The sequence below is a fragment of the Shinella sp. Sh6 genome (genome assembly GCF_055392685.1).
In genome coordinates, this window is record NZ_AP044005.1 from 2,593,707 (window position 1) to 2,609,349 (window position 15,643).

Sequence of the window (15,643 nt, forward strand, 5' to 3'; positions counted from 1 at the left end):
TTAGGCTTCTTGCGGCAGGAGCGCCCAGAAGGCGAAGAGCGGCCTGCCGCCCGAGCGCATGGCGTGGCGGATGCCCGGCGTGTTGTGGAAGGAGCCGCCGACGCCCGGCGTGAACCAGCCGGAATTGCCGTGCATGAACTCGCCTTCCGTCAGGACGAGGTAGGTTTCCTCCGGCGCGTGGTCGTGATCGGGATAGCGCACGTCCGGCGCCAGCAGGCTCACGCCGAGCCACACGTCCCTGCGGTCTTCCAGCCCGCCCGGCCCGACGATCATCGCATTGGCATGGCCCGCCGGGAAATTCTCGCTCGCCGTGCTGTCGCCCGGCCGCGCCTTCCATTCCAGCAGCGGCTCGATTGCCCGGAACCGTTCGGCCAGCGTATCGAGCAGGGGTTCGCCGGTCCCGGCCGCAAGGACCGTATCGAGATGCGCGTCGCAGACGGCGAGCCGTTTCCCGATACCGGGCCGCTCCGGCCCGGGCGTCTTCAGGCGCTCCACGATCCGCGCGAGCGACCGGCGGCCCTCCGGGTCTTTCGCGAACCTGTCATAGGCGGCGAAGGCCGCGTCGAGGAAATCCTGCAATGCGCCGCTCCGGGCCATGTCAGAGATCCTTGGCAAGGCGCAGCGCATCGTAGATCGCCGCATGCGTGTTGCGGGCGGCGACCGCGTCGCCGATGCGGAAGAGCTGGTAGGCGCCGTCCGGATTGCGGTCGAGGCCCTGCGGCTCGCCAGTGACCAGCGCGTCGTAGGACACCGCGCCGAGGTTCTTCGAGCCGGGCTTCAGCTCGAAATAGAGGTCGTCCAGCGGAATGGTGCCGTGGTTGACGACGATCTGATCGACCGTGCGCTGCCTGGAAACGCCGCCGTAGTCGCTGCCGACATGGGCGATGATCTGGTTGCCGCTCTTCTCCGCCGATTCCAGCCTGTAGGTGACGGTGAAGGTCGCATCGAGCTTCTGCAGCGAGCGCATGTAGGGCACGAGGTTCATCGCCATGACCTCCGGCGCGAAGGATCGGTCCGGCGTCATGATCTCGACCTTGCCGCCGGCCCTGGCGATGAACTCGGCCGCCTGCAGGCCCGCATGGTCGCCGGCATCGTCGAAGACGAGCACGTTGGCGCCCGGCTTCACGTCACCCGAGATGATGTCCCAGGAGGAGACGACGAGCTCGTTGCCCCTGGTGAGGACGTCCGTGTGCGGCAGGCCGCCCGTCGCAACGATGACGACGTCCGGCTTTTCGGCCAGCACCGTGTCCGCATCCGCCCAGGTGTTGAAGTGGAAGGTGACGCCGTGCTTCTCGCACTGGCTCATGCGCCAGTCGATGATGCCGATCATCTCGCGCCGGCGCTCGCTGAGCGCCGTCAGCCGGATCTGGCCGCCGGGATCGTTCGCCGCCTCGAAGACGACGACCTCGTGGCCGCGCTCGGCACAAACGCGCGCCGCCTCCAGCCCGGCCGGGCCGGCGCCGACGACGACCACCTTCCGGCGCACCTCCGCCTTCGGGATGGTGTGCGGCATCGTCTCCTCGCGGCCGGTCGCCGCGTTGTGGATGCAGAAGGCAAGGCCGCCCTGGTAGATGCGGTCGAGACAGTAGTTCGCGCCGACGCAGGGGCGGATGTCGTCCTCGCGCTTCTCGATGATCTTGCGCACGATATGCGGGTCGGTCATGTGCGCGCGCGTCATGCCGATCATGTCGACCTTGCCGGCCGCGATGGCATGACGGGCGGTCGCCACATCCTGAATCTTGGCAGCGTGGAAGGTCGGGAACTTCGTCGCGGCGCGCACCTCGCCGGCGAAATCGAGATGCGGCGCGCTCGCCATGCCCTGGATCGGGATGACGTCGGTCAGGCCCGGGTCCGTATCGATATGGCCGCGGATGACGTTGAGATAGTCGATGAGGCCGCTTTCCTTGAGGCGGCGGGAGATTTCAAGGCCCTCGGCCTTTCCGGTCCCGCCGGGGAGACATTCGTCGGCCGTGTAGCGCACGCCGAGGATGAAGTCGTCGCCGACCCGTTTCCGCATCGCCCTGAAGACGTCGAAACAGAAGCGCATGCGGTTGTCCAGATCGCCGCCATAGGGACCGTCGAGCTCGTTGGTGAGCGGCGAGGTGAACTGGTCGATGAGGTGGCCGTAGGCCTCCAGCTCCACGCCGTCCATGCCGCCCGCCTTCATGCGCTCGGCGGCATCGGCGAAATCCTTGATGATGCGCTCGATGTCCCAGTCTTCCAGCTTCTTGGGAAAGGCCCGGTGCGCGGCCTCGCGGTGATGCGAGGGGGCGACGACGGGCAGCCAGTCGCCCTTGTCCCAGCGCGTGCGTCGGCCGAGATGGGTGAGCTGGATCATGATCGCCGCGCCCGCTTCGTGCACGGCGTCGGTCATCTCCCGGATCCACGGGACGATCTCGTCCTTGTAGGCGAGCAGGTTGTTGAAGACCGGCGGGCTGTCCTTCGAGACCGCCGCGGAGCCGGCCGTCATCGTCATCGCCACCCCGCCGCGCGCCCGCTCCACCGTATAGGCGCGGTAGCGGCCCTTCGGCATGCCGTCCTCGGGGTAGGCCGGCTCGTGCGAGGTGACGATGATGCGATTTCTGAGGGTCAGGTGCTTCAGTTGGAAGGGCTGGAGGAGAGGATCGTTCGACATGCGACGGGCTCCGGTCTAAGGGGACTTCATCAAAACGGTAAGCGTGAATGTACACAAGTGTCAAGATAAATTGACACAGCAGTTCTTCATATGAACACTCATGTACATTTTGCTTGTCAGCATCGGCGGGATTTGTTAGGAGACGGTCATGGAACAGGCGACGAGCGACAGCGGTTGGCGAGGTTCTCAGGAGGGTTGGCTGGAGGCAGCCTACGACTCCCTGCTCGAATCCGGCGTGGATTCGGTGAAGATCCTGCCGCTCGCCAAGCGGCTCAATCTCTCCCGCACCAGCTTCTACTGGTTCTTCAAGGACCGGGAGGAATTGCTGGGCGCGCTCATTACGCGCTGGCGGGAAAAGAACACCGGCAACCTCGTCAGACAGTCCGAGGCCTATGCGGAATCGCTTGCCGAGGCGATGCTGAACGTCTTCGACTGCTGGCTGAACAAGGACCTCTTCGATTCCCAGTTCGAATTCGCCGTGCGCAGCTGGGCGCTGCAATCGCCGGACATCCTGACCGAGGTGCAGGAGGCCGACCGGGTGCGCGTGGAGGCGCTCGGCCGCATGTTCATGCGCTTCGGCTATGAGGAAGGGCCGGCGGATGTCCGCGCGCGCACGACCTATCTCGTCCAGATCGGCTACATCTCGATGCAGTCCCGCGAGGACCTTGCGCTGCGCATGAAGCGCATCCCCGAATATATCGCGATCTATACCGGCCAGATCCCCCAGCAACGGGAACTCGACCGTTTCTTCGCGCGGCATGGATACAAACCGGAGTGAGGACAGGGTGGACGAAGGCAGGGGCTTGAGGATCGGCGTGATCGGCGGTGCCGGCTGGCTGGGCGGGGCAATCGCCGCCGCCGTGCTGGATGCGGGCATCGCCGCCCCTTCGGACCTTGCCCTCTCCTATCGCCGGCAGCGCCCGGACCGCTTTCCCGGCGCCTTCTGGACCACGGACAACCAGGCGCTCGCCGACCGCTCGGACGTCATCGTCCTTTCCGTCCGCCCGGCCGACTGGCGGCTCCTCGCCGTCGATGCGAAAGACAAGCTCGTCATCTCCGTCATGGCCGGCATCCGCCTTTCCGCCCTCTGCGCGCAGCACGGGACGCGCCGCGCCGTGCGCACCCTGCCGAACGCGGCCGCCGAGGTCCGCAAATCCTATACGCCCTGGATCGCCAGCGACGGTGCCGGCGAGGACGACCGCAGGATCGTCCGCGCGATCTTCGGTGCCTGCGGGGTAGAGGACGAGGTGCGCTCCGAAGCGGAGATCGACTATCTCACCGGCCTTACCGGCTCCGGCCCCGCCTTTCCCGCGCTGCTCGCCGAAGCGATGATGGCGGATGCCGTCGCGCACGGCCTCGACCGGGAGGTCGCGCGGCGCGCGGTCAACACGGTCCTCGTCGGCGCCGGGCGGCTCCTGGAACGGCGAGACGACTGTCCCGCCGAGACGGTCAGGACCTTCCTCGACTATCACGGCACCACGGCGGCGGCGATCGAGGCGATGAATTCGGCGGGCTTTGGCACCGCTGTGGCGCGCGGGCTCACCGCGGCCTTCGAGAAATCGGCACGCATGGGAAAAACGCCCTAGCGCCGTTGCGGGCGGGCCTACGCGGCACCCCGCCCGGCAAGACAAGCCGCACACAGAGGGAACGATAATGAACAAACTGCTTGCATCGACATGCCTCCTTCTCGGAACCATCGCCGGATCCTCGTTCGCCAGCGCAGCCGACTGCGGAAACGTCACCATCGCCAGCATGAACTGGCAGAGCGCCGAGGTGATCTCCAACCTCGACAAGATCATCCTCAACGAAGGCTACGGCTGCAACGCCGAGATCACCATCGGCGACACCGTGCCGACCATCACCTCGATGGCCGAGAAGGGCGAGCCGGACATCGCCCCCGAGGCCTGGATCGACCTCCTGCCCGACGTCGTCAAGAAAGGCACGGAGGAAGGCCGCATCATCACGGTCGGCTCGCCGCTTCCCGACGGCGGCGTGCAGGGCTGGTGGATCCCGAAATACTTCGCCGACGCCCACCCGGACATCAAGACCATTCCCGATCTCCTGAAGCACCCCGACCTGTTCCCCGCCCCGGAGGACCCGAGCAAGGGCGCGATCTACAACGGCCCGCAGGGCTGGGGCGGCACCGTGGTGACCGCGCAGCTCTACAAGGCCTTCGAAGCGGAGAAGGCCGGCTGGACGCTGATCGACACGGGCTCGGCCGCCGGCCTCGACGGCTCCATCGCCAAGGCCTATGAACGCCAGCAGCCCTGGGCCGGCTACTACTGGGCGCCGACCGCCCTCCTCGGCAAGTACGAGATGGTGCAGCTCGAAGCCGGCGTTCCCTACGATGCGGCCGAATGGAAGCGCTGCAACACTGTTGCCGACTGCCCGGATCCGAAGCCGAGCGCCTGGCCGGTCGACACCATCGTGACGCTCGTCGCCAAGCCGTTCTCCGAAAAGGCAGGCCCCGAGGTCATGGACTACCTGAAGAAGCGCTCGTGGAGCAACGCGACCATCAACAAGCTGATGGCCTGGATGACCGACAACCAGGCCAGCGGCGAGGACGGCGCCAAGCACTTCCTCGAGGAAAACCCCGACATCTGGAAGGAGTGGGTTTCCCCGGAAGCCGCCGCCAAGGTCGAAGCCGCGCTCTGAGGGCGCCGCCATGCCCGGCTGCGATGCGCCCCGCGCGCATCGCACCTTCCCGCCGTCTCAGTCCGTGGCGATCTCGATCGAGGTGAGGAGCGTCGAGCGGGCGGTCTTCAGGTGCTCGCCGCAGGCATGGCGCGCCTGTTGCAGGTCGCCGGTCTGCAAGGCGGCGATATAGGCAAGGTGCTCTTCGACGGCGACCTTGTTGCGCTCCCGCTCGTCCTTCTTGTTCCATTGGTAATGGTAGTGGAAGATCACCGACATCACGCCCTGGATGTTGATGAAGAAGCGGTTGGGCGCCGTGCCGTTGACCAGCCGGTGGAAACGGTGGTCGAGATTGGAGAAATCCCGGTAGCGCCGGTCGATGTCGGCCAGCATGTCGCGGTGCTCCTGTTCCAGCCCGGCCAGCGTGCGCCAGGCGGGATGATCGGACGGCAGCGCCACGAAGCGCTCCATCGCCCGGAACTCCATGAATTCACGCATGTCGAAGAGCTCGGCCACGAAATCCACCGTCAGGCCGAGCGCCCGCCAGCGCCCGTTGCTCTGCCGCTCCAGCAGGCCGAAATGGCTGAACGTGCTGAGGCATTCGCGGATCGCCGAGGTTGAGACGCCGAACTGGCGCGCGAGGTCGAGCGCATTGATGCTCTGGCCGGGGCTGCAATCGGGCCCGACCATCCAGGTCATGAACTTGCGCTCCACCATGTCCGCAAGCGGCTCCAGGTCGGTGCCGGCAAGATAATCCTCCCCGCGCGGCAGGCGCAGCAGCACCTTCGAACGCCCCTCCAGCGCAACGATGCCGGCGCCCGCAAGCCCCGCCAGCACGGCGCGCAGCGTCGTCCGGCTGACCTTGAGCCTTGCCGCGAGCGCAGGCTCGGAGGCAAGCACCGTACCCGGGGTGCTGCGCGCCAGAAGGTCGAGGCACTGGTTGAAGGTCCGTTTGTAGAGCGTGTTGGTCTTCATGGCGCCCCCTCCGGCCACGCTGTTTTTTAATGTGATTTTTTTATATAAAAAACAGATTGCCTGTCAAGGGAATGTCTTTTATTCAAAAAGAACAGACCGCCTGTGTGGAAGGAGGAGTTCATGCAAACGGCCAATGGGCGCGCAACGCGCCCTTGCACCCATTTCCCTTGCTGTTGCGCGCCCGGTGCCGGCCGATGACGGGGCTTGTCCTTCAGTTCGGCACGAGCCGTTTCCTCCAGGCCCATGCGGACCTCTTCCTGCACGAGGCCCGCGAGGCCGGACAGGACGTGCCGCCGGTCGTCATCGTCCAGACCTCGGGCTCGGCCGAGCGGGCCGGCCGGCTGGCCGCCTTCGCCGATCCCGCCGGTTTCCCGGTCGTCATCCGCGGCCTTGAGAACGGCGTGCCGGTCGAGCGCCGCGTGGCCGTGAGAAGCGTTTCGCGCGGCCTCTCGACCAGCCGCGACTGGGCCGAGGTGATCGATCTCTTCGCGGGCGAGGCGGATTTCATCCTCTCCAACACGGGCGATGCCGGCTATGCGGCCGACCCGGACGAGGCCGCCAAAGGCCTTGCGCTCGACGCCCCCCTCGCCTCCTTCCCCGGCAAGCTCCTCCAGCTTCTCCACGCCCGCTGGCAGCGCGGCGGCCGGCCGCTGACGGTGCTGCCCTGCGAACTCGTCAACCGCAACGGCCCGATGCTCAAAGCCATCGTCCGCGATCTTGCCGTGACGGCCGGCGCCTCCGCGGAATTCCTGCGCTATCTCGACGATGACGTGCTCTTCGCCAACACGCTGGTCGACCGCATCGTCTCCGCGCCGCTGGAGCCGGCCGGGGCCGTCGCCGAGCCCTATGCGCTCTGGGCGATCGAGCGCGCGCCGGGCCTGCGCCTGCCCTGCGAGCACCCCTCCATCGTCCTGACGGACGATCTCGAACCCTTCGAGCGGCTGAAGCTGCACATCCTCAACCTCGGCCATACCGTGCTTGCCGATATCTGGCGGCGCGAGGGCCGGCCGGAGGGCGAGACGGTGCGGGAAATCCTCGCGGACCCCGCCGTCGCCGCGCGCCTTGCCGCGATCTACGCCGACGAGGTCCTGCCGGGCTTTGCCGTACATGGCATGGAGGACGCGGCGCGCGCCTACGTCGCCACCACCATGGACCGCTTCCGCAATCCCTATCTCGACCACCGCATCGCCGACATCGCCGGCAACCATGCGCTGAAGGTCGAGCGGCGCATCGCCGCCTTCCTCGACTGGGCCGGCACCCCCGCCCCCGTCCTTTCCTCCATCGTTTCCGGGCACAGGGCGGCGGCATGACCTACCAGTTCGATTTCTCCGCGCTCCTGCCCTACTGGCCGCTCTTCCTGGAGGGCGTCTGGCTCACGCTGAAGCTCTCGGCGCTCGCAACGATCTTCGGCTTCGTCGTCGGCACGCTCTGCGCCGTCGCGCGGGCGGAGGGCCCGCGCTGGCTGAAGACGGTGGTGGCGATCTATGTCGAAATGATCCGCAACACGCCGCTGCTCGTGCAGATATTCCTCGTCTATTTCGGCTTCGCCTCGCTGGGGCTGAAGGTGACGGCGAACACCGCCGCCGTCGCGGCCCTCGTCGTCAATGTCGGGGCCTATACCTGCGAGATCGTGCGCGCCGGCCTCGAATCGATCCACAAGTCGCAGCTCGAAGCGGCCGAATGTCTCGGACTGACGCGCACCCAGACCTACTGGCACGTCATCGTGCGCCCGGCCATCGAGCGCGTCTATCCGGCGCTCACCAGCCAGTACGTGCTGCTGATGCTCGCTTCCTCGATCACCTCCCAGATCTCCGCCGAGGAGCTGACGGCGGTCGCCAACCGCATCCAGTCGGACACGTTCCGCTCCTTCGAGACCTATATCGTCACCGGGGTGCTCTACATCATCCTGTCCTTCGTGGTGCGGCTCGCCTTCACCCTCTTCGCCCTCGTCATCTTCCCGCGCCGGCGCAAGCTCGGCACGGCCATCTGAGGGGGGAACCGGACATGTCGCTCACACCCGTCCATATCGAGTTCATCGCCACCGGCGCGCTCTGGACCGTCGGCCTTTCGGTCATCGCCTTCGTCAGCGGTTCCATCCTCGGCTTCGCCCTGGCGCTCGCCCGCATCTCGCCGGTCCCGTTCGTCCGGCGCTGCGCCGGCACCTATATCCAGATCGTGCAGGGCACGCCGCTGCTCGTCACGCTGTTCCTCTTCTATTTCGGCCTTGCCGTCGTCGGCTTCGACAGCCTGCCGGCCATCGTCGCAGCCGGCCTCGGCCTCGTCATCTATTCCTCCGCCTTCCTGGCGGAGATCTGGCGCGGGTGCCTCGAATCCGTACCGAAGACCCAGTGGGAGGCGGCCGAATGCCTGGCGCTCACCCGCTGGCAGCGCATGGTGCGGGTGATCCTGCCGCAGGCCATGCGCATCGCCACGGCCCCGACGGTCGGCTTCCTCGTGCAGATCGTCAAGAACACCTCGCTCGCCTCGGTCGTCGGCTTCGTCGAGCTCGCCCAGGCCGGCAAGCTGGTCAACAACACGATCTTCGAACCCTTCACGGTCTTCATCGTGGTCGCCGCCTTCTACTTCGTCATCTGCTATCCCCTCTCGGCCTGGAGCCGCAGCCTGGAAAGGAAACTCAATGCCGGCCGTCGTTAGCCTCAGCAATGTGCACAAGAGCTTCGGGGCCCTGCAGGTCCTCAAGGGGGTCAGCTTCGACGTCGCCGCCGGCGAGGTGGTCGCGGTGATCGGCGCATCGGGCTCCGGCAAGTCGACGGCGCTGCGCTGCATCAACGCGCTGGAGACCATCGACAGCGGCGAGATCGTCGTGTGCGGCCACAAGGTCCACGACCCGGAGCTCGACCGGCGGGCGCTTCGCCGCGACGTCGGCATCGTCTTCCAGAGCTACAACCTCTTCCCGCACCTGACGGTGGCGCAGAACATCATGCTCGCCCCGACCTGCGTGAAGAGCATGGGCAAGGCCGAGGCGCGCCGGCTCGCAGAGGAAGTGCTGGCGAAGGTCGGCCTTGCCGAAAAGGCCGACAACTACCCCGAACAGCTTTCCGGCGGCCAGCAGCAGCGCGTCGCCATCGCCCGCTCGCTCGCCATGCAGCCGAAGCTGATGCTCTTCGACGAGGTGACCTCGGCGCTCGACCCGCAGCTCACCGGCGAGGTGCTGCGCGTCATGGAGGATCTCGCCCGCGGCGGCATGAGCATGATCCTCGTGACCCACGAGATGGCCTTCGCCCGCAAGGTGGCCAGCAAGGTGATCTTCATGCACCAGGGCAAGGTCTGGGAGACCGGCCCCGGCGCGATGCTCGCCAACCCGCAGACGAAGGAACTCGCCGAGTTCCTCAGCAACGACCTTTGACCCATCGCAACGTCTCAAGGAGGAGATAGACATGAAACGCAGAACCCTGATGACCAGCGCCCTGGCGCTCGCCGTCTTCGCGGCCGTCCCGGCGCTCGCCGTCGCCGACACGCTCGACGACATCAAGGCCCGCGGCACGCTGCGCGCGGCCATCGACCTCGGCTCGCCGCCCTTCGGCATGCAGGACGCCAACATGCAGCCGACCGGCTCGGAAGTGGAAAGCGCAAAGCTCCTCGCCGACCATCTCGGCGTCAAGCTCGAGATCGTCGAGGTGACGAGCCCGAACCGCATCCCGTTCCTGCTCACCAACAAGGCCGACGTCGTCGTCGCCTCGCTCTCCATCAGCGAGGAGCGCAAGCAGGTGATCGACTTCGCCGATCCGCACGGCGTCATCCAGGTCATCGCCGCCGCGCCGAAGGACGTCGACATCAAGAGCGTCGAGGACCTGAAGGGCAAGGACGTCGCCACCACCCGCGGCACCACCAACGACAAGGAAGCCACGACCCAGGCGAAGGACGCCAACATCGTGCGCTACGACGACGACGCGACGCTCGTGACCGCCCTCGTCTCCGGCCAGAACAACATCATGATCTCCGCCCCGCAGATCATGAACGCCGTCAACGAGCGCCGCACGAACGACCCGCTGGAGGTCAAGTTCGTGCTCAAGGTCAACCCCTACGCCGTCGGCCTGCGCAAGGGCGAGGACGCCCTGAAGGCGGCCATCAACGACTGGGTCAAGACGGACCTTGCCAACGGCAAGCTGAACGCGATCTACAAGAAGTACAACAACGTCGACCTGCCGGCCGAAATGCCGAAGCCCTGACGAAAGGACGGGGCGGCCGTGCGGGCCGCCCCGCAATGCCTGAAGTCCGATGTCCTCTCTTTCGTCATGGTCGGGCTTGACCCGACCATCCATCGCCTCCGGGGAGAATGGATCCTCGGGTCAAGCCCGAGGATGACGCAGGGGGTGGGACACGGATCGACACCATACCGGAGCGGCCGATACGCGGCCGCTCCTCATACCTCCCAAGGACAGGACCCCATGAAAGCGCTCCTCTGCGAAGAACCCGGCCGCCTCTCCCTCGTCTCCCGCCCGGCGCCCGTGCGCGGGGAGGGCGAGGTTCTCGTGCGCATCCGCCATGTCGGCATCTGCGGCACGGATTTCCACATCTTCGCCGGCAAGCATCCCTTCCTGGAATATCCGCGCGTCATGGGCCACGAGCTCTCCGGCACGGTCGAGGCGGCGCCCGAGGGCAGCCGCCTCAAGGCGGGCGAGCCTGTCTATATCGTGCCCTATCTTTCCTGCGGACAGTGCCACGCCTGCCGCAAGGGCCTCACCAATGCCTGCCAGTCGATCCGCGTGCTCGGCGTCCATTGCGACGGCGGCATGGCCGACTATGTGTCGGTGCCCGAAAGCAACGTCGTGCCGACCGGCAACATCGCGCTGGAAGACGCCGCGATGATCGAGTTCCTCGCCATCGGCGCACATGGCGTCAAGCGCGGCAATATCGCTGCCGCCGACCGCGTGCTCGTCACCGGCTCCGGCCCCATCGGCATGTCGGCGATCATCTTCGCCAAGGCGCGCGGCGCGAACGTCACCGTCATGGACACCCGCACCGACCGCCTCGCCTTCGCCGCCGACCGGCTCGGCGCGGATGCCACGCTGCTGGCAGACGCGTCCGCCGAGGCGGAGGTGAACCGCCTCACCGGCGGCGACGGCTTCGACGTGGTGATCGACGCCACCGGCAATGCCGGCCCCATCGAGCGCGGCTTCGGCTTCCTCGCCCACGGCGCGCGCTATGTGCTGCTCTCCGTCGTGCGGCAGGACATCACCTTCTCCGACCCGGAATTCCACAAGCGCGAGGCGACGCTTTTTGCGAGCCGCAACGCCCAGCCCGACGATTTCGCCGAGGTGGTGCGGCAGATCGAGGCCGGCAAGGTGCCGACCCGCGCACTCAACACCCATCGCGGTCGCCTGGAAGACGGCGCCGCATTGCTGGTAGAATGGGCCCGCCCCGAGGCGGGCGTGATCAAGGCCATCCTGGAGGTCTGATGCCATGAACGCGAAGAAGACGCTGCGTCTCAATCCCGAGGACAATATCGTCGTGGCGATCGCCGACCTGCCGGCCGGCAGCGCCGTGGAGGGCGAGATCGTCACCCGCGCCCGCGTGCCGCGCGGCCACAAGACGGCGAGCCGCTTCATCGCGACGGGCGAGCCGATCCGCAAGTTCGGCCAGGTGATCGGCTTTGCCAGTGCCGATATCGAGCCCGGCGACTGGGTGCACGAGAAGAACGTCACCATGGGCGAGGATTTCGACCGCGACTACGCCTTCGCGAGCGAGGCCCGCCCGCCGGAGGGCCCGCGCGCCGACGAGACGCCCGCCTTCTTCGAGGGCTACAAGCGCGCCGACGGGCGCGCCGGCACGCGCAACTATATCGGCATCCTCTCCTCGGTGAACTGTTCGGCCACCGTCGTCGACTATGTCGCCGACGAGATCAACCGCTCCGGCATCCTCGCCGATTATCCGGGCATCGACGGCATCGTTCCGCTGCCGCACGGACAGGGCTGCGGCATGGCCGGGCGGGGCGAGGCCTTCGACGTGCTCTCGCGCACGCAATGGGGCTATGCCAGCCACCCGAACTTCGCCGCCGTGCTCCTCGTTGGCCTCGGCTGCGAGGTCTTCCAGATCCCGCGCATGAAGGACACCTACGGCATCGCCGAGGGCGACCATTTCCAGTCGCTGACGATCCAGGAGATCGGCGGCACGCGCAAGGCGGTCGAGGCGGGCGTGGCGCGCATCCGCGAGATGCTGCCTTTCGCCGCGCGGTCGAAGCGCGAGCCCATCTCCGCCTCGGAACTGACGCTCGCCCTGCAATGCGGCGGCTCGGACGGCTATTCGGGACTGACCGCCAACCCGGCGCTCGGCTTTGCCGCCGACATGCTGGTGCGCCAGGGCGGCACCGCGATCCTCTCCGAAACGCCGGAGATCTACGGCGCCGAACACCTGCTCACCCGCCGCGCCGAGAGCGCCGAGGTGGGGCAGAAGATCGTCGACCTCATCCACTGGTGGGAGGACTACACCAGCCGCAACGGCGGCGAGATGAACAACAACCCCTCCCCCGGCAACAAGGCCGGCGGCCTCACCACCATCCTGGAAAAATCGCTCGGCGCCGTCGCCAAGGGCGGCACCTCGACGCTGCGCGGCGTCTACCGTTATGCCGAGCGCATCGACCGCAAGGGCTTCGTCTACATGGACACGCCCGGCTACGACCCGGTGGCGGCGACAGGCCAGGTCGCGGGCGGCGCGAACGTCCTCTGCTTCACCACCGGGCGAGGCTCCGCCTACGGCTGCAAGCCCGTGCCCTCGATCAAGCTCGCCACCAACAACGAGCTCTACGCCCGCATGTCCGACGACATGGACATCAACTGCGGCGACGTCATCGACGGCGTGCCGCTGGAGGTGAAGGGCCGTGAGATCTTCGAGGCGATCCTTGCCATTTCCTCCGGCAAGCCCTCGAAATCCGAGCTGCTCGGCTACGGCCGCAACGAGTTCGTCCCCTGGCAGATCGGCGCCGTCATGTAACCCCCGCCGCCGGCAGGCAACCTGCCGGCGAACACCCACCCCCCCTCCATGAAACCCGGCCGGCTTGCGTAACGCCACAACGGCCGGCCTTTTCTGTTGCGGCCACAATCCACTGTGGCAATGACGCAACTACGGCATAAACATGACAACAATTGTCATGAATATAATTGCGGGAGCATAAACATGATGGAATAAGTCATCTTATTCCGTTCCGCATAGAAAGCCGTTCCGAATGCCCAGATCCCGCAGCCTCCGCATCGCCCTCGCCGGCACCTCCTTCCTCACCCTTGCCGCCGTTGCGATGGCGCAGGAGACCACGCCCGCGACGACGGACGGCGGCGCCACGGTTCTCGAGGACATCATCGTCGACGGCGGCAGCGGCGGCGTGATCAAGGCAGACGGCTATGTGGGCAAGAGCAGCGCCACCCGCGCCAAGACCGACACGCCCTTCGTCCAGACGCCGCAGTCCATCTCGTCGGTCACCAAGGACCAGCTCGAAGACCGAAATCCGCAGAACCTGCTCGACACGCTCTCCTATACGCCCGGCACGCGCGTCGGCGCTTTCGGCTTCGATCCGCGCTTCGATTCCTTCACCGTGCGCGGCTTCGACGTGACCTATAGCGGTATCTTCCGCGACAACCTGCGCCAGCCGGGCACGGGCTCGTCCATCTTCAAGACGGAACCCTACGGCATCGAGGGCGTCTCGATCCTGCGCGGGCCCTCCTCCGCGCTTTACGGCGCCTCGGGCCCCGGCGGCCTCTACAACCTCATCAGCAAGCGCCCGACGGAAGAGACGCTGCGCGAGGTCCAGGCTCAGTACGGCAGCAACAACCGCTACCAGGGCCAGTTCGACCTTTCCGGTCCCGTCAACGACGAGGACCCGGTCTACTATCGCCTGACCGGCCTCTTCCGCGACGCCGACACCGAGCAGGTCGGCGTGCCGGACAACCGCATCTACATCGCGCCGGCCTTCACCTGGAAACCGGACGAGGATACGCGCCTCACGATCCTCGGCGAATATTCCCGCACCAAGACCGGCGGCGCCGCCGCCTTCTACAACGACCCGGCAACCGGGCAAGTGACCGATATCTTCGGCGGCGATCCGGACTACAACGACTCCGTCCAGAACCAGGGCCGCATCGGCTACGAATTCGAGCACCGGCTGAACGATACGTTCGTCTTCCGCCAGAATGCCCGCGCCTCGCGCCTCAACATCGATGCCGACTGGGCGTTCCTCAGCGAGCCCAACGCTCTCGACAGCACGCTGATCGACAGCGATGCCGGCACGTTCGAGGAATGGCTCAACGCCTACAATCTCGACAACCAGATCGAGGCGAAGTTCTCCACCGGCCCGCTCGACCACACGCTGCTGACCGGCATCGACTTCACCAAGGTCTACTGGAAAGCCCTCAACGGCTACGGCATCGCCCCGCCCTACGACACCAACAACCCGACGGCCAGCCGCCCGGTCTCGCCCATCGCCTTCCAGACGATGGACGTGCAGAACCAGTTCAATACCGGCATCTACACGCAGGACCAGATCCGCTACGACGCGCTCACCTTCACGCTCGGCGGCCGCTACGACTGGGCCAATTCCGATACCGACAGCACGGACCTGGCGACCGGCGACGTGACCACGACCGAACAGCGCGACCGTGCCTTCAGTTGGCGCGCCGGCGTGACCTACGAGACCGAATGGGGCATCACGCCCTATGCGAGCTACTCGACGGCCTTCCTGCCGAATGCCGGCGTCAGCGAGCAGACGCACCTGCCGTTCAAGCCGACGGAAAGCGAGCAGAAGGAAATCGGCGTCAAGTACCTGCTGCCCGATGCGAACGTGCTGCTGACGGCCGCGCTCTTCGACATCGACCAGACGGACAGCCTCTACTACAGCTACGAGAATGTCGGCGGTACGATGAAGAACATCCTCGTGCAGCGCGGCGAGCTGCGCTCGCGCGGCGTGGAACTCGAAGCCACGACCAGCCTCGACAACGGCCTGTCGCTGATCGCCTCCTACACCTACACGCAGGCGAAGATCCTCGACGGCCCGGGCGGCACCGTCGGCAACGACATCTCCTCCATCCCGCGCCACATGGCCTCGCTCTGGGGGCACTACGACATGCCGGAGGACGGCCCGTTCTACGGTCTCGGCCTGGGCGCCGGCGTGCGCTTCCTCGGCTCCAGCTATACCGGCGACGACAACTCCGCCAAGAACGGTTCGCGCGCCTTCGTCGATGCCGCCATCGACTTCGACTTCGCGGCGATCGACAAGGAATACGAAGGCCTCAAGCTGCAGATCAACGCGACCAACCTGTTCGACCGCCGCGGCACCGTATGCTCCTCCGGCTATTGCTACCGGGACCAGGGCCGCACGGTCATCGGCACCCTGAAATATACGTGGTGAGGCCTTGACGACGATATCCTCCCGGGACGGTGAGACCGCTTTCC

14 protein-coding genes are annotated in these 15,643 nt (G+C 66.5%); 11 read left to right on the plus strand and 3 right to left on the minus strand.

What is annotated here, in order from left to right; translation table 11 throughout:
- Both ACZ5TO_RS12450 and ACZ5TO_RS12455 read right to left on the minus strand, forming a co-directional pair.
- Window positions 1-597, minus strand: a complete 597-nt coding sequence (locus tag ACZ5TO_RS12450) for a dimethylsulfonioproprionate lyase family protein (RefSeq protein WP_464798309.1) — start codon at window positions 595-597, stop codon at window positions 1-3.
- 1 nt (window position 598) lies between these two features.
- On the minus strand, window positions 599-2,635 hold the full coding sequence (locus tag ACZ5TO_RS12455; RefSeq protein ID WP_464798310.1) for an oxidoreductase: 2,037 nt from the start codon (window positions 2,633-2,635) through the stop codon (window positions 599-601).
- A gap of 148 nt (window positions 2,636-2,783) precedes the next feature.
- Between ACZ5TO_RS12455 and ACZ5TO_RS12460 the strand changes: the two genes are divergently transcribed.
- The 3 genes from ACZ5TO_RS12460 to ACZ5TO_RS12470 all read left to right on the plus strand — a co-directional run bounded on the left by ACZ5TO_RS12460 (window position 2,784) and on the right by ACZ5TO_RS12470 (window position 5,290).
- Complete coding sequence (locus ACZ5TO_RS12460; protein ID WP_464798311.1) at window positions 2,784-3,413, plus strand: TetR/AcrR family transcriptional regulator; 630 nt, start codon at window positions 2,784-2,786, stop codon at window positions 3,411-3,413.
- Window positions 3,394-4,221, plus strand: coding sequence for a pyrroline-5-carboxylate reductase family protein (locus ACZ5TO_RS12465; RefSeq protein WP_464798312.1), 828 nt, complete (start codon window positions 3,394-3,396; stop codon window positions 4,219-4,221). Before ACZ5TO_RS12460 ends, ACZ5TO_RS12465 begins: the two co-directional genes overlap by 20 nt.
- 67 nt (window positions 4,222-4,288) lie before the next feature.
- Window positions 4,289-5,290 carry an ABC transporter substrate-binding protein gene (locus tag ACZ5TO_RS12470; RefSeq protein WP_184144243.1) on the plus strand — a complete coding sequence of 334 codons (1,002 nt, stop codon included), beginning with the start codon at window positions 4,289-4,291 and terminating at the stop codon, window positions 5,288-5,290.
- A 57-nt stretch (window positions 5,291-5,347) separates the two neighbouring features.
- Here ACZ5TO_RS12470 and ACZ5TO_RS12475 read toward each other — a convergent pair whose 3' ends face one another.
- Window positions 5,348-6,244, minus strand: coding sequence for an FCD domain-containing protein (locus ACZ5TO_RS12475; protein ID WP_464798313.1), 897 nt, complete (start codon window positions 6,242-6,244; stop codon window positions 5,348-5,350).
- 194 nt (window positions 6,245-6,438) lie between these two features.
- Between ACZ5TO_RS12475 and ACZ5TO_RS12480 the strand changes: the two genes are divergently transcribed.
- From ACZ5TO_RS12480 to ACZ5TO_RS12515, 8 genes are all read left to right on the plus strand, one after another.
- Complete coding sequence (locus tag ACZ5TO_RS12480) at window positions 6,439-7,554, plus strand: mannitol dehydrogenase family protein (RefSeq protein ID WP_464798314.1); 1,116 nt, start codon at window positions 6,439-6,441, stop codon at window positions 7,552-7,554.
- Window positions 7,551-8,234, plus strand: coding sequence for an amino acid ABC transporter permease (locus ACZ5TO_RS12485; RefSeq protein ID WP_184144237.1), 684 nt, complete (start codon window positions 7,551-7,553; stop codon window positions 8,232-8,234). Before ACZ5TO_RS12480 ends, ACZ5TO_RS12485 begins: the two co-directional genes overlap by 4 nt.
- Before the next feature lie 14 nt (window positions 8,235-8,248).
- Window positions 8,249-8,899: an amino acid ABC transporter permease gene (locus ACZ5TO_RS12490; RefSeq protein ID WP_464798315.1), complete on the plus strand. Its 651-nt coding sequence runs from the start codon at window positions 8,249-8,251 to the stop codon at window positions 8,897-8,899.
- Window positions 8,883-9,611, plus strand: coding sequence for an amino acid ABC transporter ATP-binding protein (locus ACZ5TO_RS12495; RefSeq protein ID WP_464798316.1), 729 nt, complete (start codon window positions 8,883-8,885; stop codon window positions 9,609-9,611). The genes ACZ5TO_RS12490 and ACZ5TO_RS12495 overlap by 17 nt, the downstream gene beginning before the upstream one ends.
- Before the next feature lie 31 nt (window positions 9,612-9,642).
- Window positions 9,643-10,434 carry a transporter substrate-binding domain-containing protein gene (locus tag ACZ5TO_RS12500; RefSeq protein ID WP_184144231.1) on the plus strand — a complete coding sequence of 264 codons (792 nt, stop codon included), beginning with the start codon at window positions 9,643-9,645 and terminating at the stop codon, window positions 10,432-10,434.
- Window positions 10,435-10,653: 219 nt separating this feature from the next.
- Window positions 10,654-11,664 (plus strand): zinc-binding alcohol dehydrogenase family protein, encoded by a 1,011-nt coding sequence (locus tag ACZ5TO_RS12505; protein ID WP_184144229.1) that lies wholly within the window; start codon window positions 10,654-10,656, stop codon window positions 11,662-11,664.
- A 4-nt stretch (window positions 11,665-11,668) separates the two neighbouring features.
- Entirely contained in the window at window positions 11,669-13,195 is a 1,527-nt protein-coding gene (locus tag ACZ5TO_RS12510) for a UxaA family hydrolase (RefSeq protein ID WP_464798317.1), read from the plus strand.
- 232 nt (window positions 13,196-13,427) lie between these two features.
- A complete protein-coding gene (locus tag ACZ5TO_RS12515) occupies window positions 13,428-15,599 on the plus strand; it encodes a TonB-dependent siderophore receptor (protein ID WP_464798318.1) in 2,172 nt (723 codons plus the stop codon).
- Window positions 15,600-15,643: the final 44 nt, after the last annotated feature.

Coding starts and splice junctions, on each gene's coding strand:
- ACZ5TO_RS12450 (WP_464798309.1), bottom strand. CDS start 597: ATGGCCCGGAGCGGCGCATTGCAGGATTTCCTCGACGCGGCCTTCGCC.
- ACZ5TO_RS12455 (WP_464798310.1), bottom strand. CDS start 2,635: ATGTCGAACGATCCTCTCCTCCAGCCCTTCCAACTGAAGCACCTGACC.
- ACZ5TO_RS12460 (WP_464798311.1), top strand. CDS start 2,784: ATGGAACAGGCGACGAGCGACAGCGGTTGGCGAGGTTCTCAGGAGGGT.
- ACZ5TO_RS12465 (WP_464798312.1), top strand. CDS start 3,394: ATGGATACAAACCGGAGTGAGGACAGGGTGGACGAAGGCAGGGGCTTG.
- ACZ5TO_RS12470 (WP_184144243.1), top strand. CDS start 4,289: ATGAACAAACTGCTTGCATCGACATGCCTCCTTCTCGGAACCATCGCC.
- ACZ5TO_RS12475 (WP_464798313.1), bottom strand. CDS start 6,244: ATGAAGACCAACACGCTCTACAAACGGACCTTCAACCAGTGCCTCGAC.
- ACZ5TO_RS12480 (WP_464798314.1), top strand. CDS start 6,439: ATGACGGGGCTTGTCCTTCAGTTCGGCACGAGCCGTTTCCTCCAGGCC.
- ACZ5TO_RS12485 (WP_184144237.1), top strand. CDS start 7,551: ATGACCTACCAGTTCGATTTCTCCGCGCTCCTGCCCTACTGGCCGCTC.
- ACZ5TO_RS12490 (WP_464798315.1), top strand. CDS start 8,249: ATGTCGCTCACACCCGTCCATATCGAGTTCATCGCCACCGGCGCGCTC.
- ACZ5TO_RS12495 (WP_464798316.1), top strand. CDS start 8,883: ATGCCGGCCGTCGTTAGCCTCAGCAATGTGCACAAGAGCTTCGGGGCC.
- ACZ5TO_RS12500 (WP_184144231.1), top strand. CDS start 9,643: ATGAAACGCAGAACCCTGATGACCAGCGCCCTGGCGCTCGCCGTCTTC.
- ACZ5TO_RS12505 (WP_184144229.1), top strand. CDS start 10,654: ATGAAAGCGCTCCTCTGCGAAGAACCCGGCCGCCTCTCCCTCGTCTCC.
- ACZ5TO_RS12510 (WP_464798317.1), top strand. CDS start 11,669: ATGAACGCGAAGAAGACGCTGCGTCTCAATCCCGAGGACAATATCGTC.
- ACZ5TO_RS12515 (WP_464798318.1), top strand. CDS start 13,428: ATGCCCAGATCCCGCAGCCTCCGCATCGCCCTCGCCGGCACCTCCTTC.